This window comes from Planomonospora antibiotica, assembly GCF_014647955.1.
GTDB lineage: Bacteria > Actinomycetota > Actinomycetes > Streptosporangiales > Streptosporangiaceae > Planomonospora > Planomonospora parontospora.
The window spans coordinates 45,966-64,427 of record NZ_BMQE01000033.1 but is presented as its reverse complement, the minus strand read 5'-3'; the positions used below and the strand labels follow the sequence as shown (position 1 = coordinate 64,427).

Sequence of the window (18,462 nt, the reverse complement as noted above, 5' to 3'; positions counted from 1 at the left end):
TCCGATGGCTCGTCGCGCTCTTCTCGGCGCCCTCGCCGGTGCCCTGCTCGGTGCCGCGGCGGCCCGGGCCGCCTACGCGGCGTTCACCCGCAGGCCGCCGGTCGGCGACGCGGAGACCTGGAACCGGACCAACCACCGGGGCGAGCCGATCACGCTGCTCGAAGGGCCCGCGTTCGTCGCGGGCGCGGGAGCGGCGGCCGCGGTGCTCCCGGGGCTCCCGGTACGGCTGCGCGCGGCCGCGCTGCTGGCCGTCGCGGGCGGCGGCGGGCTCGGCGCCTACGACGACCTGTACGGGGTGACGTCCTCCAAGGGGTTCAGGGGCCACCTGACCGCCCTGTCCAAGGGCGAGGTCACCAGCGGCGCCGTGAAGATCATCGGTATCGGCGCGACCGGGCTGGCCGCCGCCGCGCTGACCTCCCGGGGCGTCGCCGACACCGCGGTCAACGGCGCGCTGGTCGCCGGGAGCGCGAACCTGGCCAACCTCTTCGACCTGCGCCCCGGCCGGGCGATCAAGGTCGGGCTGATCGGCGGCGCGCCGCTGCTGGTCGCCGCGGTGCTGCGCGACGACCCGGTCCGGGCGGGACTGGCCGCGCTCCCGCTCGGCGCGGCGGCCGCGCTCCTGCCCGAGGACCTGGGCGAGCGGGCGATGCTGGGCGACGCCGGGGCCAACGCGCTGGGCGCGCTGCTCGGCCTGGCCGCCGCCGTCACCCTCGGCCGCCCGGGCCGCCTGGCCGTGCTCGGCACGGTCGTGGCGCTGACCGCCGCCTCGGAGAAGATCAGCTTCACCAAGGTGATCGCGGGCAACCCCGTGCTCCACAGGATCGACATGCTCGGCCGCCGCCCCGTGGAGCAGGCGCCCGGCCACCGATGACCACGAGGATCGGTCAGGGGGTCGCGGGAGCGGCGCTCCTCATCGGAGCGGTGACCGTCGCGGCCCGGATCGCCGGTTTCGGCAGGTACTACGTCCAGTCGCACACCGTCGGCAACGCGTGCCTGGGCACCGCCTACACCACCGCGAACTACGTGCCCAACATCGTCTTCGAGCTGGTGGCGGGGGGTGCGCTGGCGGGCATGGTGGTGCCGGTGCTGGCCTCGGCGGCCTCCCGGTCCGGTGACGATCCCCAGGCCAGGGCGGAGGCCGGACGGATCACCTCGGTGCTGCTCACCTGGACGATGCTGACCCTGGTGCCGCTGACCCTGCTGGTCGCGGTGCTCGCTGGCCCGGTCGTCGCACTGCTCACCAGGCTGCCGGAGGGCTGCGACGCCGCGCAGGTCGTCGAGGTCGGCACCCGCATGCTGGTCGTGTTCGTGCCCCGGGTGATCTTCTTCGGGCTCGCCGTCGTCCTGTACGGCGTGCTCCAGGCGCACCGGCGCTTCATGGGACCCGCCCTCGCGCCGCTGGTCTCCAGCCTGGTCATCGTCGCCTCGCACCTGCTGTTCGCCCGGCTCGACGGGGACGCGGCCGGGAACCTGGGCGCGCTGGACCCGGCCGGGGAGCTGACCCTCTCGCTCGGGGCGACGGCCGCGGCCGCCGTGATGGTGCTGGCCGTGATCGTCCCGGTGGCCCGGCTCCGGCTCCGGCTGCGCCCGGCGCTCTCCTTCCCGCCGGGCGTGGCCGCCCAGGCCAGGAGGCTGGCCACGGCCGGTCTCGCGGTGCTCGTCGCCCAGCAGGTCGCGCTGACCGCGGTGGTCATGCTCACCAACGAGTTCGGCGGAGAGGGCAGGATCACCTTCTACACCTACGCCTGGGCGCTGTACCAGCTGCCGTTCGCGGTGCTCGCCGTACCGGTGGCGACCAGTTCCTTTCCCGCGCTGTCCGTGCGCGCGGCCGACGGGGACCGCGCGGGCTTCGACGCGCTGGCCGCCTCCACCACGCGGATCATCGTGCTGGCGATGGGGCTGTCGGCGGGCGCGATGGCCGCGGCCGCCCTGCCCGTCTCCCGGCTCTTCCTGGAGGACACCGACGGCGGGAGACCGGGGGAGATGGCGGAGGCCGTCGCGCTGTTCGCGCCGGGGCTGATCGGTTACGCGCTGGTGTTCCACCTGGCCCGGGTGCTGTACGCCTGCGGCCGGGGCCGTTCGGCGGCCGCGGCCTCGGTGGCGGGATGGGCCGTGGCGCTGGTCGCGCAGATCGTGCTCGCGAGCACGGCGGAGGACCCGGCCGACGTGGTGGGTCGGCTGGCGCTGGGCAGCACGATCGGGATGACCGCGGGCGGGGCGCTGCTGGCCGGTGCGGTGCTGCGGGCCAGGGGCGCCGCGGCGCTCGCCGGGACGTGGCGCGCGCTGCTCGCCGCGCTGGCGGGCGGGGGCGCGGGGTACGGCGCCGGGCTGGCCGTGGCGACGGGCTTCGACGACGTGCCGAAGTGGATGTGCCTGGTCACCGGGACCGGAGCCGCGCTGGCCGCCTCGGTGGCGTTCGCCGCCGTGGCCGCGGTGGTCGACGGACCGGATGCCAGGGCACTTCTCGCCCGGCTGCCCGGAGGCGGGAAGTCGCGCAGAAGTGGAGCGCCGGGCGCGGCGGACGGACCACCCGGAGGCGGAAGGGCGCACAGCCGCGAAGAGCCGGACGGCCGGGGAGAACCTGGCAGGGGCGGAGACCCGGGCGCGGCGGACGGACCGCCCGGAGGCGGAAGGGCGCACGGGCGTGGGAGGCGGGACGCGGCGGACGGACGGTCCGGGGGCGGGGCGCCCTGCGGAGACGGGAAGGAACGGGCCGATGGCTGAGACGGGGACGCGGGTGGCGCTCGTGCTGGGGACCAGCGCGGGCGGGGTCGGGCGGCATGTCGCGATGCTGGCCGGCGGGCTGCTCGGCCGGGGCTGCCGGGTGGTGGTGGCCGGGCCGCCCGGTACGGACGCGGCCTTCGGGTTCGCCCGGCTCGGTGCGAGGTTCGTGCCGGTGCCGATCTCCGACCGGCCGCGCCCGGGCGGGGACCTGCGGGCCGTACGGGCACTGCGGGGTCTGCGGAGGGCGGATGCCGTGCACGCGCACGGGTTGCGGGCGGGCGCGCTGGCGGCGCTGGCCCTGAGCGGGACCGGCGCGCCCCTGGCGGTGACCCTGCACAACGCCGCCACGGCCGGAGGTGCGGTCGGCGTGGTCTACCGGGTGCTGGAGGCGATCGTCGCCCGCCGCGTCGACCGGGTCCTGGTGGTCTCACCCGACCTGGGGGAGCGGATGACCGCGCTGGGGGCCCGGCGGGTCACGGCGGCGGTGGTCCCCGCGCCGGTCCTGGCCGCCTCGGGGCGGTCGCCGGAGGAGGTCCGGGCGGAACTCGGCGCGGGGGACCTGCCGGTGCTCCTGACCGTCGCCAGGCTGGCCCAGCAGAAAGGGCTGGAGACGTTCCTCGACGCGGTGGCCCGCCTCGCCTCCGGCCCGTCGCCGCAGGCGCTGTTCCTCGTCGCGGGGGACGGACCGCTCCGGGAGGGACTGCAGCGGCGGATCGACCGGGAGGGGCTGCCGGTGCGGCTGCTCGGCAACCGGGACGACGTGGCCGACCTGCTCGGGGTGGCGCGGGCGCTGGTCGTGCCCAGCAGGTGGGAGGGGCAGCCGCTGAGCGTGCAGGAGGCGTTGCGGGCGGGCACGCCGGTGATCGCCACCGCCGTCGGGGGGATCCCCGGGATGGTCGGGGAGGGCGGGCTGCTGGTGCCGTACGGCGACGCCGCCGCGCTCGCCGACGCGGTCGCCCGGGTGCTCGGTGACGACGGGCTCGCCCGCAGGCTGGCAGAGGAGGCCGTCCGGCGGGGCCGGGAACTGCCGGGCGAGCAGGAGGCGCTGGACGCGGTGCTGGAGGTCTACCGCGGGCCGTGGTGCTGATCGGAGCCCGGGGGAGGGCGACCGGGGAGCCGGGGCGGAGGTTCTCGAGGGTCCGGGGTGGAGGTTCTCAAGAGTGACGCCCGAAACGGACGAATTTCAAGAAACCGGGAACAAGTCACCCTGCTCATGGGTTGGATTAGGTGCCACCCAGCCGGATCCTTATACTGGCTTGGTTAGGGGGGGAGTATCCCTTCGTGACAGTCTCGTCATCACGGTGCCGCCTCGATCCACGAGGCCCCCGGGGCTGTCGGTCCACGCGTGATCCGCACATGTGATCCGTGCCGGGCGGGAGAGACCTCCGGCATTCAGCCATGCGCGCCGGAGGGTTAACAAGAACATGACTGTACCCACGTGGGCCTGGATCGCCGTGATCGGCGGTCTTCTCCTGGTCCTCGCCTTCGACCTGTGGATCGTCGACCGGGGCGAGCCCCGGGAGTTCTCCATGCGGCAGGCGGGTTTCTGGGTCGGCTTCTACGTCACCCTCGCCGCCATCTTCGGCGTCGTCCTGTGGATCTTCGCGGGACCCACGCCCGCAGGGGAGTTCTTCGCCGGCTATCTCACCGAGTACAGCCTGAGCATTGACAACCTCTTCGTCTTCTACATCATCATGACCCGCTTCGCGGTGCCCAAGATCCACCAGCACAAGGTGCTGCTGGTCGGCATCCTGCTGGCGCTGGTCATGCGCGGCATCTTCATCGCCGTCGGCGCCGCCGCCCTGCAGAACTTCGGCTGGCTGTTCTACATCTTCGGCCTCTTCCTCATCTACACCGCGGTCCAGCTGGTCCGCCAGCACGGCCACGACGACGAGGAGTTCACCGAGAACGCGGTCCTGCGCTGGGCCCGCCGGGCGCTGCCGCACACCGACGACTACGTGGGTTCCAAGGTCTTCGTCAGGGTCAACGGCCGGCGGCTGGTCACCCCGATGCTGATCGTCATGATCGCCATCGGCACGACCGACCTGCTGTTCGCGCTCGACTCCATCCCGGCGATCTTCGGGCTCACCACCGACGCGTTCATCGTCTTCACCGCCAACGCGTTCGCGCTGATGGGTCTGCGCCAGCTCTACTTCCTGCTGGGCGGCCTGCTGCAGCGGCTGGTCTACCTCAGCTACGGCCTGGCGTTCATCCTCGGGTTCATCGGGGTTAAGCTGATTCTTGAGGCGCTGCACTCCAGCGGCGTCTCGTGGGCACCCGAGGTGCCGATCTGGATGTCGCTGTCGGTCATCGGCGTCACCATGGTGATCACCACCGTGGCCAGCCTGGCCAAGTCGCGGCGTGATGTGCGCAAGGGCAACCAAATCGCCACCTCTGCGGAGAGCAAGCAGGTCTAGCGGATTGGTGCGGAAGACGCTTTGCTTGTCTCGTCGCGCCGTAAAAGGGCTGAGAGATCGGTAGCATCCTCCCCCAGAGCGGGTAGACATACCGGTCTAACGCCGCAAGACATCACAAAAGGTTCCCTGTGTCCCACGATTCAGCAAGCCAACCGTCAGGCCGCATGCGGCTGGCGCGTGGCGTCTCTCCGTGGCTGCTCCCGACGGTGGCGGCCTCTGCCGTGACCTCGCTGCTCAGCCGCCGTGACAGGCGCTGGGCGCTGGCGGCGGTCCCGCTGACCGCGCTCACCGGCGGCATGCTCTGGTTCTTCCGAGACCCGGAGCGCACGCCCGGTCCCGGGCGGATCCTGTCGCCCGCGGACGGCGTGGTGCAGAGCATCGACCCGTGGCCGGACGGCCGCACGCGGGTGGCCATCTTCATGAGCCCGCTCAACGTGCACGTCAACCGCGCGCCGCTGGCCGGCACCGTCACCTCGGTGGAGCACGTGTCCGGCGGGTTCCTGCCCGCATTCGACAAGGACAGCGACAAGAACGAGCGGGTCGTGTGGCACCTGGACACCGCGCTCGGCGACCTGGAGCTCGTCCAGATCGCGGGCGCGGTCGCGCGCCGCATCGTGCCCTACCTGGCGGCGGGAGCCAAGGTGGCCAGGGCCGAGCGCATCGGGCTGATCCGGTTCGGCTCGCGAGTGGACGTCTACCTCCCCGAGGGGATCGCTCCCGCGGTCTCCGTCGGGCAGAAGACCGTCGCAGGGGTGACCGGCCTTGACCGCGGCTGACGCGGGCTGGTCGATGGGCGGGGCGGACGACGAGCCCCAGGGCCCCGTCGGCAAGGCGTTCCGGCTCTCGGCGGCGGACTCGCTCTCGCTGGGCAACGCGCTCTGCGGCTTCCTCGCCGTCTGCGTGCTCGCCTGGTCGGCGATCACCTCCCTGCAGCAGACCAGCAAGTTCGAGGCCAACCCGCAGTTCTTCGGCACCGCGGTGGTGCTGCTGCTGCTCGGCGCCACCTGCGACCTGTTCGACGGCCTGGTGGCCCGGCGGTTCCGCGCCTCGGCGATGGGCGCCGAGCTCGACAACCTCGCGGATGTGATCAGTTTCGGCTTCGCCCCCGCGTTCATGGTGGTCATCTGGGGCGGGTTCAACCCGCGGGTGCCGTTCCTGATGGTGATGGCCGCCGCGGCGTCGGTGCTGCTGGCCGGTGTCATCCGGCTCGCGCGCTTCGCCTGCGTGAAGACCAAGAGCGGCGACTTCATGGGCCTGCCCATCCCGATGGGCGCCATGACCGTGATCGCGATCGTGCTGCTCTTCGAGCCGTCGGTCGGGGCCGTGCTGCCGATCTTCGGTATCGCCTACCTCATGGTGAGCCGGATCGAGTATCCCAAGCCCAAGGGGAATGTGGCGGCCGTGGTGCTCGCCTGGATGATGATCAACGTCGCCTGCCTGACCATCTGGGCCGCGGGGCTGGCCGGGGGCGACACCCTCATCAAGGTCGGCGCCGTCATGCAGATAACGATCGTGGCGGCGATCCCGCTGCGCATCCTGATGTTCAAACGGGAGCAGCGCAAGGAGCGCAAGGAGTCCGAGCGCGTCGGCTGAAACGCCGGCCGGTCCCGCGACGCACGCCGCGGGACCGGACCGCTCGTCCTCCGTCCGGCCGGTTCAGCAGGCCGGGGCGGGATGGGTGCCCTACCAGCCGCGCGCGCGCCACTCCGGCAGGGAGGGGCGCTCGGCGCCGAGCGTGGTGTCCCTGCCGTGGCCCGGATAGACCCAGGTCTCGTCCGGGAAGCGGTCGAAGATCCGCTCGGACACGTCCGTGAAGAGCTGCTCGAAGCGCTCCGGGTCCTTGTTGGTGTTGCCGACCCCGCCGGGGAAGAGCGAGTCGCCGGTGAACAGGTGCCCGTTGTAGTGCAGGGCGATCGAGCCGGGCGTGTGACCGCGCAGGTGGATGACCTCCATGCTGACCACGCCGACGGTGACCCCGTCGCCGTGCTCGACCGTCAGGGTCGCCGGGACCGGCAGCGCCGGGGCGTCCAGCGGGTGGGCGATCACCATGGCGTCCGTGGCCGCGGCGACCTCCTCCAGGGCCTGCCAGTGGTCACCGTGCTGATGGGTGGTGACGATCTTGCTGATGGGCATGCCGCCGATGAGCTCCAGCAGCCGGTCGGCCTCGGCCGCGGCGTCGATCAGCAATCCGTCGCCGGTGTCGTTGCAGCGCACCAGGTAGGCGTTGTTGTCGAACGGGCCCACGGCGAGCTTCGAGATCGTCAGGGCGGGCAGCTCCCGCACGTCGGCGGGACCGCCCACGTGCACGTCGCCGGTGTAGGTCACGGATACTCCTCGGGAGGCGTCTCGGGAAGGCCGGGAGGCGCGGTCAGGGCCATCCACGGCGGCGGTGCGGGCACCGGTCCGGCCGAGGGCTGGTTGCCCGTGCTCCCCTCCGGCATCACCCTGAGCCCGCCCCCCTGCGTGCGGCCGGTGACCCAGCACAGCAGCGCCCACGGGTCGCCCTGGACCACCGGGCCGGAGCCCAGGTCGCGCCAGACCTGGTGGTGCAGGTAGTCGTCTATCGTCTCCTCCACCACGATCTCGCTGACCGGGCTCTGCTCCCTGGGCCAGCACACCATCGCGTCGTGCAGTTCCCGGCGCACGAACGCCTCGGGCCAGTCGGCCGCGGTGTAACCCGCGCCGAGGTCCACGTGGTGGATCTCCGTCTCGCGCAGGCGGCGGACCAGGAGGTACCAGGCGGGGTGCTCGGGCGGCCGGGTCCCGCACACCACGGCCGACCACGCCTCGGCGGGCAGGTCCCGGAAGGCGGCGGCGAGTCTCGCCGAGCTCTCCTCCAGGTCGGCGAGCTGCTCCTTGGCGGAGCGGGCGGCGCCCGCCTCGATCTCGGCCTCCCGGCTCTGCGGGTCGGGGTACTGCGGGGTCTCGACGCCCGTCCTGGCCCACTCGGTCAGGTTGACCAGGCTGTCGGCGTTGCGGGCGAGATGGGTGAGCAGGTGGCCCCGGGTCCAGCCGGGAAGCCGGGAGGGCTGCGGGATGTCGGCGTCGGAGAAGGAGGCCGCGGTGCCGAGGAGGCGCTCCGTCGAGGCCGAGAGCTCGGCCTGAAGTTTCTCTAGCAGATCCATTCCCCTACTCCATCATTGCGGCGGCGGCCGTGCCAACATCCCCGGCGGCGCCATGCCCGGGCATAAAAGAACCGGTTCACGTGGTTGAAACGGGAAGCGGCCCGTCGGGCGCGGGCGGAGGCCGTACTCTGGGGCGAGCGGGGAGCCCCGGTTTCCGGGCGCCCGCGCCGGGAGACCGCCGGGCGAGATCGCCGGCGAAAAACTGTCGGACCCCGTCGCTAGTCTTCCCGCGACCGCTTCTCAACCCTCTACACCGATGTCGGGACTGCTGTGGCTGACCGCCTCATCGTGCGTGGCGCACGTGAACACAACCTCAAGGACGTCTCGCTGGAGCTGCCGCGGGACTCGCTGATCGTCTTCACCGGGCTCTCCGGCTCGGGCAAGTCCAGCCTGGCCTTCGACACCATCTTCGCCGAGGGCCAGCGGCGCTACGTCGAGTCGCTCTCGGCGTACGCCCGCCAGTTCCTCGGGCAGATGGACAAGCCCGACGTCGACTTCATCGAGGGCCTCTCGCCCGCGGTGTCGATCGACCAGAAGTCGACGAGCCGCAACCCGCGCTCGACCGTCGGCACGATCACCGAGGTCTACGACTACCTGCGGCTGCTGTGGGCGCGGGTCGGCAAGCCGCACTGCCCGAAGTGCGGCCGGGCGATCGCCAGGCAGAGCCCCGAGCAGATCGTCGACCGGGTGATGGAGCTGGCGGAGGGCACCCGCTTCCAGGTGCTCGCCCCGGTGATCCGCGGCCGCAAGGGGGAGTACACCGAGCTGTTCGGCCAGCTCCAGGCCAAGGGATACGCCCGGGCCCGGGTCGACGGCGCGGTGATCAGGCTCGACGAGCCGCCGAAGCTGAAGAAGTACGAGAAGCACGACATCGAGGTCATCGTCGACCGGCTCTCGGTGAAGGAGGGCTCGCGCAGCCGCCTCACCGGCTCGGTGGAGACCGCCCTGCAGCTGTCGGGCGGCACCATCACGCTGGAGTTCGTCGACCTGCCCGAGGACGACCCGAACCGCGAGCGCTTCTACTCCGAGCACCTCTACTGCCCCTACGACGACCTGTCGTTCGAGGAGATGGAGCCGCGCTCGTTCTCCTTCAACTCGCCGTTCGGCGCCTGCCCGGAGTGCACCGGCCTGGGCGTCCGGATGGAGGTCGACCCCGACCTGGTCGTGCCCGACCCGGAGAAGACCCTGGGCGAGGGCGCGCTGGCCCCCTGGGCCGGCGGCCACACCAGCGACTACTTCGAGCGGCTGGTCGAGGCGCTCGGCAAGGCGATGGGCTTCAACCTCGACACCCCCTGGGAGCGCCTGTCCAAGAAGGCGCAGAAGGCGCTGCTGCACGGCCACGACGAGCAGGTGCACGTCCGCTACAGCAACCGCTACGGCCGCGAGCGCTCCTACTACACCACCTTCGAGGGCGTCATCCCCTGGGTGCAGCGCCGCCATGCCGAGTCCGAGAGCGACGGCATGCGGGAGAAGTACGAAGGCTACATGCGGGAGATCCCGTGTCCCGCCTGCAACGGCGCCAGGCTCAAGCCGGTCTCCCTGGCGGTCACGGTCGACGGCCGCTCCATCGCCGACGTGGCCTCCCTGTCGATCGCCGACTGCGCGGAGTTCCTGGCCGGGCTGAAGCTCTCCGACCGGGACATGCAGATCGCCGAGCGGGTGGTCAAGGAGATCAACGCCCGGATGGGCTTCCTGCTCGACGTCGGCCTCGACTACCTGACCATGGACCGCGCGGCCGGGACCCTCGCCGGCGGCGAGGCCCAGCGCATCCGGCTGGCCACCCAGATCGGCTCCGGGCTGGTCGGCGTGCTGTACGTGCTGGACGAGCCCTCCATCGGCCTGCACCAGCGGGACAACCAGCGGCTGCTGGAGACGCTGATCCGGCTGCGCGACATGGGCAACACGCTGATCGTGGTCGAGCACGACGAGGACACCATCGCCGCCGCCGACTGGGTGGTGGACATCGGCCCCGGCGCGGGCGAGCACGGCGGGCAGGTCGTCGTCTCCGGACCGGTCTCCGAGCTGCTGGCCTCCGAGGAGTCGCTGACCGGCGCCTACCTGTCGGGCCGCAGGAGCATCGCGATCCCGCCCGCGCGCCGCAAGCGCGACCGCAAGCGGCAGATCACCGTCAAGGGCGCCCGGGAGCACAACCTCCAGGGCGTGGACGTGGAGTTCCCGCTCGGCGTGTTCACCGCGGTCACCGGCGTCTCCGGGTCCGGCAAGTCCACCCTGGTCAACGACATCCTCTACAGCGCCCTGGCCAAGGAACTGAACGGCGCGCGCACGGTCCCCGGCCGGCACTCGCGGATCAACGGCATGGACCAGGTCGACAAGGTCGTGCACGTCGACCAGTCGCCGATCGGCCGCACCCCGCGCTCGAACCCGGCGACCTACACCGGCGTCTTCGACAAGGTGCGCGACCTGTTCGCCCAGACCACCGAGGCGAAGGTCCGCGGTTACGCCAAGGGCCGGTTCAGCTTCAACGTCAAGGGCGGCCGCTGTGAGGCCTGCTCGGGCGACGGCACGATCAAGATCGAGATGAACTTCCTGCCGGACGTGTACGTCCCGTGCGAGGTCTGCCACGGGGCGCGCTACAACCGGGAGACCCTGGAGGTCCACTACAAGGGCAAGACGATCTCCGAGGTGCTCGACATGCCGATCGAGGAGGCCCTCGGCTTCTTCGACGCGATCCCGTCGATCCGGCGTTACCTGCAGACGCTCAACGACGTCGGCCTCGGCTACGTCCGGCTCGGCCAGCCCGCCACGACCCTGTCCGGCGGTGAGGCGCAGCGCGTCAAGCTCGCCGCAGAGCTGCAGCGCCGCTCCACCGGCCGGACGATCTACGTGCTGGACGAGCCCACCACCGGCCTGCACTTCGAGGACATCCGCAGGTTGCTCGGCGTGCTCGGCAAGCTGGTGGACGGCGGGAACACGGTCATCGTCATCGAGCACAACCTGGATGTGATCAAGACCGCCGACTGGATCATCGACATGGGTCCCGAGGGCGGTTCCCGAGGCGGGACCGTGGTCGCCACCGGGACGCCCGAGGACGTCGCACTGGTCGAGGCCAGCCACACCGGCCGCTTCCTGCGCAAGATCCTCGGCAGCTGAGAGCGCCTGCGGGCCCCGCCGGTGTCCGGGCGCGATTCCCCTTCACCGGACACCGCAAACCCGGATTCGGGACCGGGCTCCTGCCTCAATACCCTTGAGGCGGAGCCCGGTTGGACGGGGGACGTTGCGAGAAGGGCCGCAATGAGCAGCAGTGATGGTTCCGCCATGCCCACGCGCAGGCAGGTGATCGGCGCCGCGGGGGCCGTGGCGTGCGGCGCGGCGCTCGCCGGCTGCGCCGCCGGGGCGCCCGGCCCGGCCGTGGTGCCGCCGGGCGTCAAGGGTCAGGTCGTCGCGAAGGTCGCCGACGTCCCGGTGGGCGGCGGCATGGTGCTCACCAAGTGGAAGATCGTGATCGCTCAGCCGACCGCGGGGGTGTTCAAGGCGTTCAGCGCGAGCTGCCCGCACCGGGGCTGCGCGGTCAGCCGCCCCGCCGAGGGCGTCATCCGCTGCCCCTGCCATGGCAGCGAGTTCGACGCCGTCTCCGGAAAGTGCCTCAAGGGCCCGGCCGAGGCGCCCCTGGCCGAGTTCGCGCTGAAGGTCGAGGGCGACGGCATCGTCATGGTCTGAGACGGACGTCTCCACAGGGTCGCGGCCAAGGTGTAAATCTTCACAGTCTCCTGATGTCCGGTACGGCATGCTGGCCCGCATCGGAGTGACGGCCGGGGACGGCCGGGGACGGCCACGGGCGCCCCCGGCCGGCCATGGGCGCGATACGGATGCGGACCCCCGGGAGGGTGACCATGACGGACACGACACGGCGTGCGGTGATGCTGGGTGCGGGAGGGGCGGGGCTCGCGGCGGTGCTGACCGCGTGCTCCGGCTACGGCGAGCCGACGGCGGACGACGCGGGCTCCTCCAGCGCGGCCCCGTCGGCGGCGGAGACCGGCTCGGAGACGGCGGCCGGCTCCGGTGACTCCGCGGCGAACGCGCTGGCCAAGACCTCCGACATCCCCGTGGGCGGCGGCGAGGTGTTCAAGGATGCGAAGGTCGTGGTGACCCAGCCGAAGGCGGGGGAGTTCAAGTGCTTCAGCTCCGTCTGCACGCACCAGGGGTGCGACGTGGGCGGAGTCGAGGGGACCGACATCGTCTGCCCCTGCCACAACAGCAGGTTCAGCATCACCGACGGGTCCGTCACCAACGGCCCCGCCAACAAGCCCCTGGAGGAGAAGGCCATCAAGGTCGACGGAGATTCGATCACGCTGGCCTGACCGGTGCGGTCCGCCGTACCGGCGTCCCCGGCGAGGGGCGGCCGGGGTGCCGGTGCGACGGGTCGCGGGTCCGGCGGGGCAGGACTCCCTGTCGGTGGGGCCCGATAGGCTTCGGGACGTGGCGAGATCTGTGCAGGGTCCGGCGAGTTTCCGGCCGAAGCCGGGGTCGATCCCCGAGTCCCCCGGTGTCTACCGGTTCAGGGACGCCGGAGGCCGGGTCATCTACGTGGGCAAGGCCAAGAGCCTGCGCCAGCGGCTGAACTCCTACTTCGCCGACTTCGCGGGACTGCACCCGCGCACCCAGACCATGCTCACGACCGCCGCCGGCGTCGACTGGACGGTCGTGGGCACCGAGGTCGAGGCGCTCCAGCTCGAATACTCCTGGATCAAGGAGTACGACCCGCGGTTCAACGTCAAGTACCGCGACGACAAGTCCTACCCCTACCTCGCGGTCACGATGGGCGAGGAGTTCCCCCGCGTCCAGGTGCTGCGCGGCGCCAAGCGCAAGGGCACCCGTTACTTCGGTCCCTACTCCCACGCCTGGGCGATCAGGGAGACGGTCGACCTGCTGCTGCGGGTCTTCCCGATCCGGAGCTGCTCGTCGGGGGTGTTCCGGCGCGCCGCCCAGATCGGCCGGCCCTGCCTGCTGGGTTACATCGACAAGTGCTCGGCGCCGTGCGTCTCCCGGGTCACGCCCGCAGAGCACCGCGCGCTCGCCGAGGACTTCTGCGACTTCATGGCGGGCAACACCGGCCGGTTCATCAGGCGGCTGGAGGGCGAGATGCGCCGGGCCGCCGCCGAGGAGGAGTTCGAACGGGCCGCCAGGCTCCGGGACGACGTCCAGGCGCTGCAGCGGGCGATGGAGAAGCAGGCCGTCGTGCTGGGCGAGAACATCGACTGCGACGTGGTCGCGCTGGTGGACGACCCGCTGGAGGCGGCCGTCCAGGTGTTCTACGTCCGGGCGGGACGCGTGCGGGGCCAGCGGGGCTGGGTGGTCGACAAGGTCGAGGAGACCGGCCCCGGTGAGCTGGTCGAGAACTTCCTGCTGCAGATGTACGGCGAGGCCGCTCCCGAGGCGCTGCCCCGGGAGGTGCTGGTGCCCGCCCTGCCGCCGGACGCCGGGGCGCTCGCCGAGCTGCTGAGCGAGCGGCGCGGGGCCCGGGTGGAGATCCGCGTCCCGCAGCGGGGCGACAAGAAGTCGCTGATGGAGACCGTCGAGCGCAACGCCAAGGAGTCCCTGAACCAGCACCGGATCAGGCGCGCCAGCGATCTGACGACGCGGAGCAGGGCGCTGCAGGAGGTCGCCGACGCGCTCGACCTGGACCAGGCACCGCTGCGCATCGAGTGCTACGACGTCTCCCACCTGCAGGGCACCAACGTGGTGGCCTCGATGGTGGTGTTCGAGGACGGCCTCGCCAGAAAGAGCGAATACCGCAGGTTCTCCGTCCGCTCCGCAGAGGGCGACGTCGCGTCCATCCACGAGGTGATCTCGCGCAGGTTCAAGCGCTACCTGGAGGAGCGCTCGGCCACCGGCGAGCTCGACGCCGGCCCGGAGGCCGGGCCCGGTGACGGACCGGACGCCGGAACGGGCGGAGGACCCGCCCTCCCCGGAACCGCGGACGGCGCCGGCACCGGAGCGCCCGCCGCTCCGGACGCCGGACCGGAGCCGGCGCCGGGCATCGACCCCGAGACGGGCCGGCCGCGGAGGTTCGCCTACCCGCCCAACCTGGTCGTGGTGGACGGCGGCCCGGCCCAGGCGGCGGCCGCCCAGCGGGCGCTCGACGAGCTCGGCGTGGACGACGTCGCGGTCTGCGGCCTGGCCAAGCGCCTGGAGGAGGTGTGGCTCCCCGGCGAGGACCTGCCGGTCATCCTGCCCCGGTCGAGCGAGGCCCTCTACCTGCTGCAGCGGGTCAGGGACGAGGCCCACCGGTTCGCCATCGCCTACCATCGGTCGAAGAGGTCGAAGAGCGTGCGGGAAAGCGCCCTGGACGAGGTCCCCGGGCTCGGCCCGGCGCGCAGGCAGGCTCTGATCAAGCATTTCGGATCGGTGAAACGGCTGCGGGAGGCGACCGCCGCCGAGATCCGCGAGGTTCCCGGGATCGGCCCTGCGACGGCTGAGGCGATCGTGTCGGCGTTGAAGGGGGAGAACCCAGCGTGAGAGCGGACCACGGGCGCGGCGGCGTCGTTCACGCGGCCGGCGGAGGAGGGCACGTGAACGAGCGAGCCATGGGCGCGGCGGTGCCGCGCCCGCGGTCGGCGGAGGAGGACGCGTGAGAGAGCGGGAGCCCGCGTTCGTCATCGTCACCGGCATGTCGGGGGCGGGACGGAGCACGGCGGCCAAGGCACTGGAGGACCTGGGCTGGTTCGTCATCGACAACCTGCCCCCGGGGCTGCTGTTCGCCATGGCCGAGGAGGCCGGGCGGGTCAAGCTGGCCGCCGACAAGGTGGCCGCGGTGGTCGACGTGCGCAGCCTCGCCTTCACCACCGACCTCAACGCCGCGATCGAGGAGCTGGACGGGCGCGGCGTCGCCGTACGGGTGGTGTTCCTGGAGGCCAGCGACGAGGGGCTGGTCCGCAGGTTCGAGAACGTCCGGCGCCCCCACCCGCTGCAGGGGGACGGCCGCCTGGTCGACGGGATCGCCCGCGAACGCGGCATCCTGCGCGACGTCCGGGCCAACGCCGACCTGGTCATCGACACCTCCAACCTCAACGTCCACGAGCTCCGCGGCAAGATCGTCGCCTTCTTCGGCGGCGAGGACCGGCCGGGGCTGCGGGTCAACGTGGTCTCGTTCGGGTTCAAGTACGGCCTGCCCGTGGACGCCGACCTGGTGGTGGACTGCCGCTTCCTGCCCAACCCGCACTGGGTGCCCGAGCTGCGCCCGATGAACGGGACCGACGCCCCCGTGCGGGACTACGTCCTGGAGCAGGCGGGTGCCAAGGAACTGCTCGACGCCTACGAGGAGGTGGTCGGCATCATCTCCGCCGGATACGCCCGCGAGGGCAAGAGCTACGCGACCCTGGCCGTCGGCTGCACCGGCGGCAAGCACCGCAGCGTGGCCATGGCGGAGCAGATCGGTGCGCGCCTGCGCGACCGGGGCGGCATGGACGTGCAGGTGAGCCACCGGGATGTGGGCCGCGAGTGACCGGAGGTCTCAACGGCGGGCCGGGGGGGCCGGGGGGCGGTCCCGGGGCCGTGGCGCTGGGCGGGGGGCACGGGCTCTACGCCTCGCTCTCCGCGCTGCGCAGGGTCACCTCGCAGCTGACGGCCGTCGTCACCGTGGCCGACGACGGCGGATCGAGCGGGCGGCTCCGCCGGGAGCTGGGCGTGCTGCCCCCGGGAGACCTGCGGATGGCCCTGGCGGCCCTGTGCGGAGACGACGAGTGGGGGCACACCTGGAGCGAGGTCGTCCAGCACCGGTTCCGCAGCGAGGGCGAGCTGCACGGCCACGCGGTCGGCAACCTGCTCATCGTGGCGCTGTGGGAGAAGCTCGGTGACACGGTCGCCGGACTGGACTGGCTCGGGCGGCTGCTGGGCGCGCACGGCCGGGTGCTGCCGATGTGCTCGGTCCCGCTGGACATCGCCGCCGAGGTCGAGCTGGACGGCGAGATCAGCACGGTGCGCGGCCAGGTGGCCTGCGCGCTGACCCCCGGCCGGGTCCGGGCCATCTCGCTGGTCCCGGAGGACCCCCCGGCCTGCCCGGAGGCGGTCCGGGCGGTCCTGGACGCCGACTGGGTCGTCCTCGGCCCCGGCTCGTGGTTCACCAGCGTCCTGCCGCACCTGAAGGTGCCCGAGCTGGCCGAGGCCCTGCACTCCACCCGGGCCCGGCGCCTGGTCACGCTGAACCTCGCGCCGCAGCCGGGGGAGACCGACGACTTCTCCCCCCAGCAGCACCTGGAGGTGCTGCGACGGCACGCGCCCGCCCTGGAGATCGACGTGGTGCTGGCCGACACCGGCGTGGTCGACGACCGGGACGAGCTGGAGAAGGCCGCCGCCGCGCTGGGCGGACGCCTCGTGCTGGCCGACGTGGCGGCCGCCGACGGCTCGCCGAGGCACGATGCACGACGTCTTGCCTCGGTCCTGGACGAGATTTTCCATGAGAAGCGTTGATCCTGGTAAGCCCGGCCCAGGAGTGCGAGAAACTTCTGTGAGCCTGATGTATCTCGGGCCGCAGGGGGTTCACATGGGGGAGGACGAACGCGCATGGCGATGACAGGTGTGGTGAAGGACGAGCTGAGCAGGCTGACGGTCCTGAAACCCTGCTGCCGGAAGGCCGAGGTGTCGACGCTCCTGCGGTTCGCGAGCGGGCTGCACCTGGTGGGCGGGCGGATCGTGATCGAGGCGGAGCTGGACACCAACGTCACGGCGCGGCGGCTCATCAAGGACATCGGCGAGGTGTTCGGCCACAAGGCCGAGGTGCTGGTCCTGGCCCCCGCCGGACTGCGCAAGGGCTCCCGCTACGTCGTCCGGGTCTACCGCGACGGCGAGGCCCTGGCCCGTCAGACCGGGCTGATCGACAACCACGGCCGCCCGGTCCGCGGCCTGCCGCGCCAGGTGGTCGCCGGGGCCACCTGCGACGCCGAGGCCGCCTGGCGGGGCGCGTTCCTGGCCCACGGCTCCCTCACCGAGCCGGGCCGCTCGATGTCGCTGGAGATCACCTGCCCGGGACCGGAGGCGGCCCTCGCGCTGGTCGGGTCCGCCCGGCGGCTGAAGATCCACGCCAAGGCCCGCGAGGTGCGCGGCGTCGACCGGGTGGTGGTCCGCGACGGCGACGCGATCAGCGCGCTCCTGACCCGCCTGGGCGCCCACGACAGCGTGCTGGCCTGGGAGGAGCGGCGCATGCGGCGGGAGGTGCGCGCGACGGCCAACCGCCTGGCCAACTTCGACGACGCCAACCTGCGCCGTTCGGCCCGGGCCGCGGTCGCCGCGGGCGCGCGGGTCCAGCGGGCCCTGGAGATCCTGGGGGACGACGCGCCCGAGCACCTGGTGATCGCCGGCCGGCTGCGGGTGGAGCACAAGCAGGCGTCCCTGGAGGAGCTCGGCCAGCTCGCGGACCCGCCGCTGACCAAGGACGCCATCGCCGGCCGGATCCGGCGCCTGCTCGCCATGGCGGACAAGCGCGCCCAGGACATCGGCGTGCCCAGCACCGAGGCGAACCTCACGGTGGACATGCTGACCACGTGACCGCCCTGCGACGGCGGGTGCGCCGCCACCGCGGGACGACGGGTGGCCGGGGCGGGCGGTGACGGCGGACGCCACCGCGTGACGGTCCCGGACATGACGAGAGCCGGGCCCCGGGCGGGCGCCGGCTCTCGTCATGTCCGGGACCGGAGTCCGGAAGGCGCGGAAGGGCTACGCCGGGTTGTGCGGCTTGAAGTAGTCCGTTGGGGCCTCGTCCTGCTGCGGGGAGGACGGAGCGGTCAGGGACTCCCGGGCGGCCTTGACGCGGCTGTTCACGAAGCTGAAGCCCGCGGCGCCGGCGATCGCCCAGAAGAGCAGGGTCACCGGATCCTGGGCGACGAGGTCGGGGAACTCCTGGGCCTTGGGCAGGAGCTCGCTGAGGGGCGATCCTCCGGGGTTGACGAAGTCCGCCCAGGCGTCGCCGATGAAGACGCCGAGACCGGCTCCCGCGAAGGAGAACACCGCGGCCAGGGCGGGCAGTACCGGACTGGTCGGGCGGACGGCCATCATCGCCAGGCCGACCAGGACGCCGACGCCGATCGCGGCGATGCCGATCTCGTAGTCGGTGACGCCGATGACTGCGCCGTAGGCGGCGGCGCCCACGAGCGCGGCGACCAGGCCCGCGACGGAGCCGAGGACGAGACCGCTTCCGGATCTGGAGGTGGAGGTCATTGCAGGTCCTTGCAGGGATGGGATGT

Annotated in this window: 16 protein-coding genes; 13 read left to right on the top strand and 3 right to left on the bottom strand. The window is 72.3% G+C overall.

The window, feature by feature from the left end; all coding sequences use genetic code 11:
- Positions 1–4 precede the first annotated feature (4 nt).
- The 6 genes from IEZ06_RS25470 to pssA all read left to right on the top strand — a co-directional run bounded on the left by IEZ06_RS25470 (position 5) and on the right by pssA (position 6,734).
- Positions 5–871 (top strand): hypothetical protein, encoded by an 867-nt coding sequence (locus IEZ06_RS25470; RefSeq protein ID WP_189239204.1) that lies wholly within the window; start codon positions 5–7, stop codon positions 869–871.
- Positions 868–2,724: a murein biosynthesis integral membrane protein MurJ gene (murJ, locus tag IEZ06_RS25465; protein ID WP_189239203.1), complete on the top strand. Its 1,857-nt coding sequence runs from the start codon at positions 868–870 to the stop codon at positions 2,722–2,724. Before IEZ06_RS25470 ends, murJ begins: the two co-directional genes overlap by 4 nt.
- Positions 2,717–3,811 (top strand): glycosyltransferase family 4 protein, encoded by a 1,095-nt coding sequence (locus tag IEZ06_RS25460; RefSeq protein ID WP_189239202.1) that lies wholly within the window; start codon positions 2,717–2,719, stop codon positions 3,809–3,811. The genes murJ and IEZ06_RS25460 overlap by 8 nt, the downstream gene beginning before the upstream one ends.
- Before the next feature lie 337 nt (positions 3,812–4,148).
- Positions 4,149–5,141 carry a TerC family protein gene (locus tag IEZ06_RS25455; RefSeq protein WP_189239201.1) on the top strand — a complete coding sequence of 331 codons (993 nt, stop codon included), beginning with the start codon at positions 4,149–4,151 and terminating at the stop codon, positions 5,139–5,141.
- A 164-nt stretch (positions 5,142–5,305) separates the two neighbouring features.
- On the top strand, positions 5,306–5,917 hold the full coding sequence (locus tag IEZ06_RS25450; RefSeq protein ID WP_068899004.1) for a phosphatidylserine decarboxylase: 612 nt from the start codon (positions 5,306–5,308) through the stop codon (positions 5,915–5,917).
- Positions 5,904–6,734, top strand: a complete 831-nt coding sequence (pssA, locus tag IEZ06_RS25445) for a CDP-diacylglycerol--serine O-phosphatidyltransferase (RefSeq protein ID WP_084008581.1) — start codon at positions 5,904–5,906, stop codon at positions 6,732–6,734. Before IEZ06_RS25450 ends, pssA begins: the two co-directional genes overlap by 14 nt.
- A 90-nt stretch (positions 6,735–6,824) precedes the next feature.
- Here the strand turns inward: pssA and IEZ06_RS25440 are convergent, their stop codons facing one another.
- A complete protein-coding gene (locus IEZ06_RS25440; RefSeq protein ID WP_068899008.1) occupies positions 6,825–7,466 on the bottom strand; it encodes an MBL fold metallo-hydrolase in 642 nt (213 codons plus the stop codon).
- The gene (locus IEZ06_RS25435) at positions 7,463–8,266 is read right to left on the bottom strand and encodes a maleylpyruvate isomerase family mycothiol-dependent enzyme (RefSeq protein WP_189239200.1); all 804 of its coding nucleotides are present in this window, start codon (positions 8,264–8,266) and stop codon (positions 7,463–7,465) included. The genes IEZ06_RS25440 and IEZ06_RS25435 overlap by 4 nt, the downstream gene beginning before the upstream one ends.
- Before the next feature lie 270 nt (positions 8,267–8,536).
- Between IEZ06_RS25435 and uvrA the strand changes: the two genes are divergently transcribed.
- The 7 genes from uvrA (at position 8,537) to whiA (ending at position 17,767) form a co-directional block, all read left to right on the top strand.
- Positions 8,537–11,377 carry an excinuclease ABC subunit UvrA gene (gene uvrA, locus IEZ06_RS25430; protein WP_189239199.1) on the top strand — a complete coding sequence of 947 codons (2,841 nt, stop codon included), beginning with the start codon at positions 8,537–8,539 and terminating at the stop codon, positions 11,375–11,377.
- 141 nt (positions 11,378–11,518) lie between these two features.
- On the top strand, positions 11,519–11,944 hold the full coding sequence (locus tag IEZ06_RS25425; RefSeq protein ID WP_189239198.1) for a Rieske (2Fe-2S) protein: 426 nt from the start codon (positions 11,519–11,521) through the stop codon (positions 11,942–11,944).
- A gap of 173 nt (positions 11,945–12,117) precedes the next feature.
- A complete protein-coding gene (locus tag IEZ06_RS25420) occupies positions 12,118–12,585 on the top strand; it encodes a Rieske (2Fe-2S) protein (protein WP_189239197.1) in 468 nt (155 codons plus the stop codon).
- Positions 12,586–12,715: 130 nt separating this feature from the next.
- Complete coding sequence (gene uvrC / locus IEZ06_RS25415; protein WP_189239220.1) at positions 12,716–14,743, top strand: excinuclease ABC subunit UvrC; 2,028 nt, start codon at positions 12,716–12,718, stop codon at positions 14,741–14,743.
- A 112-nt stretch (positions 14,744–14,855) separates the two neighbouring features.
- Positions 14,856–15,728: an RNase adapter RapZ gene (gene rapZ, locus IEZ06_RS25410; protein WP_189239196.1), complete on the top strand. Its 873-nt coding sequence runs from the start codon at positions 14,856–14,858 to the stop codon at positions 15,726–15,728.
- A complete protein-coding gene (locus tag IEZ06_RS25405; RefSeq protein WP_189239195.1) occupies positions 15,725–16,693 on the top strand; it encodes a gluconeogenesis factor YvcK family protein in 969 nt (322 codons plus the stop codon). Before rapZ ends, IEZ06_RS25405 begins: the two co-directional genes overlap by 4 nt.
- 93 nt (positions 16,694–16,786) lie before the next feature.
- The gene (whiA, locus tag IEZ06_RS25400) at positions 16,787–17,767 is read left to right on the top strand and encodes a DNA-binding protein WhiA (RefSeq protein WP_189239194.1); all 981 of its coding nucleotides are present in this window, start codon (positions 16,787–16,789) and stop codon (positions 17,765–17,767) included.
- A 168-nt stretch (positions 17,768–17,935) separates the two neighbouring features.
- On the opposite strand, the gene IEZ06_RS25395 is transcribed toward whiA, so the two are convergent.
- Positions 17,936–18,436, bottom strand: coding sequence for a hypothetical protein (locus tag IEZ06_RS25395; protein ID WP_189239193.1), 501 nt, complete (start codon positions 18,434–18,436; stop codon positions 17,936–17,938).
- Positions 18,437–18,462: the final 26 nt, after the last annotated feature.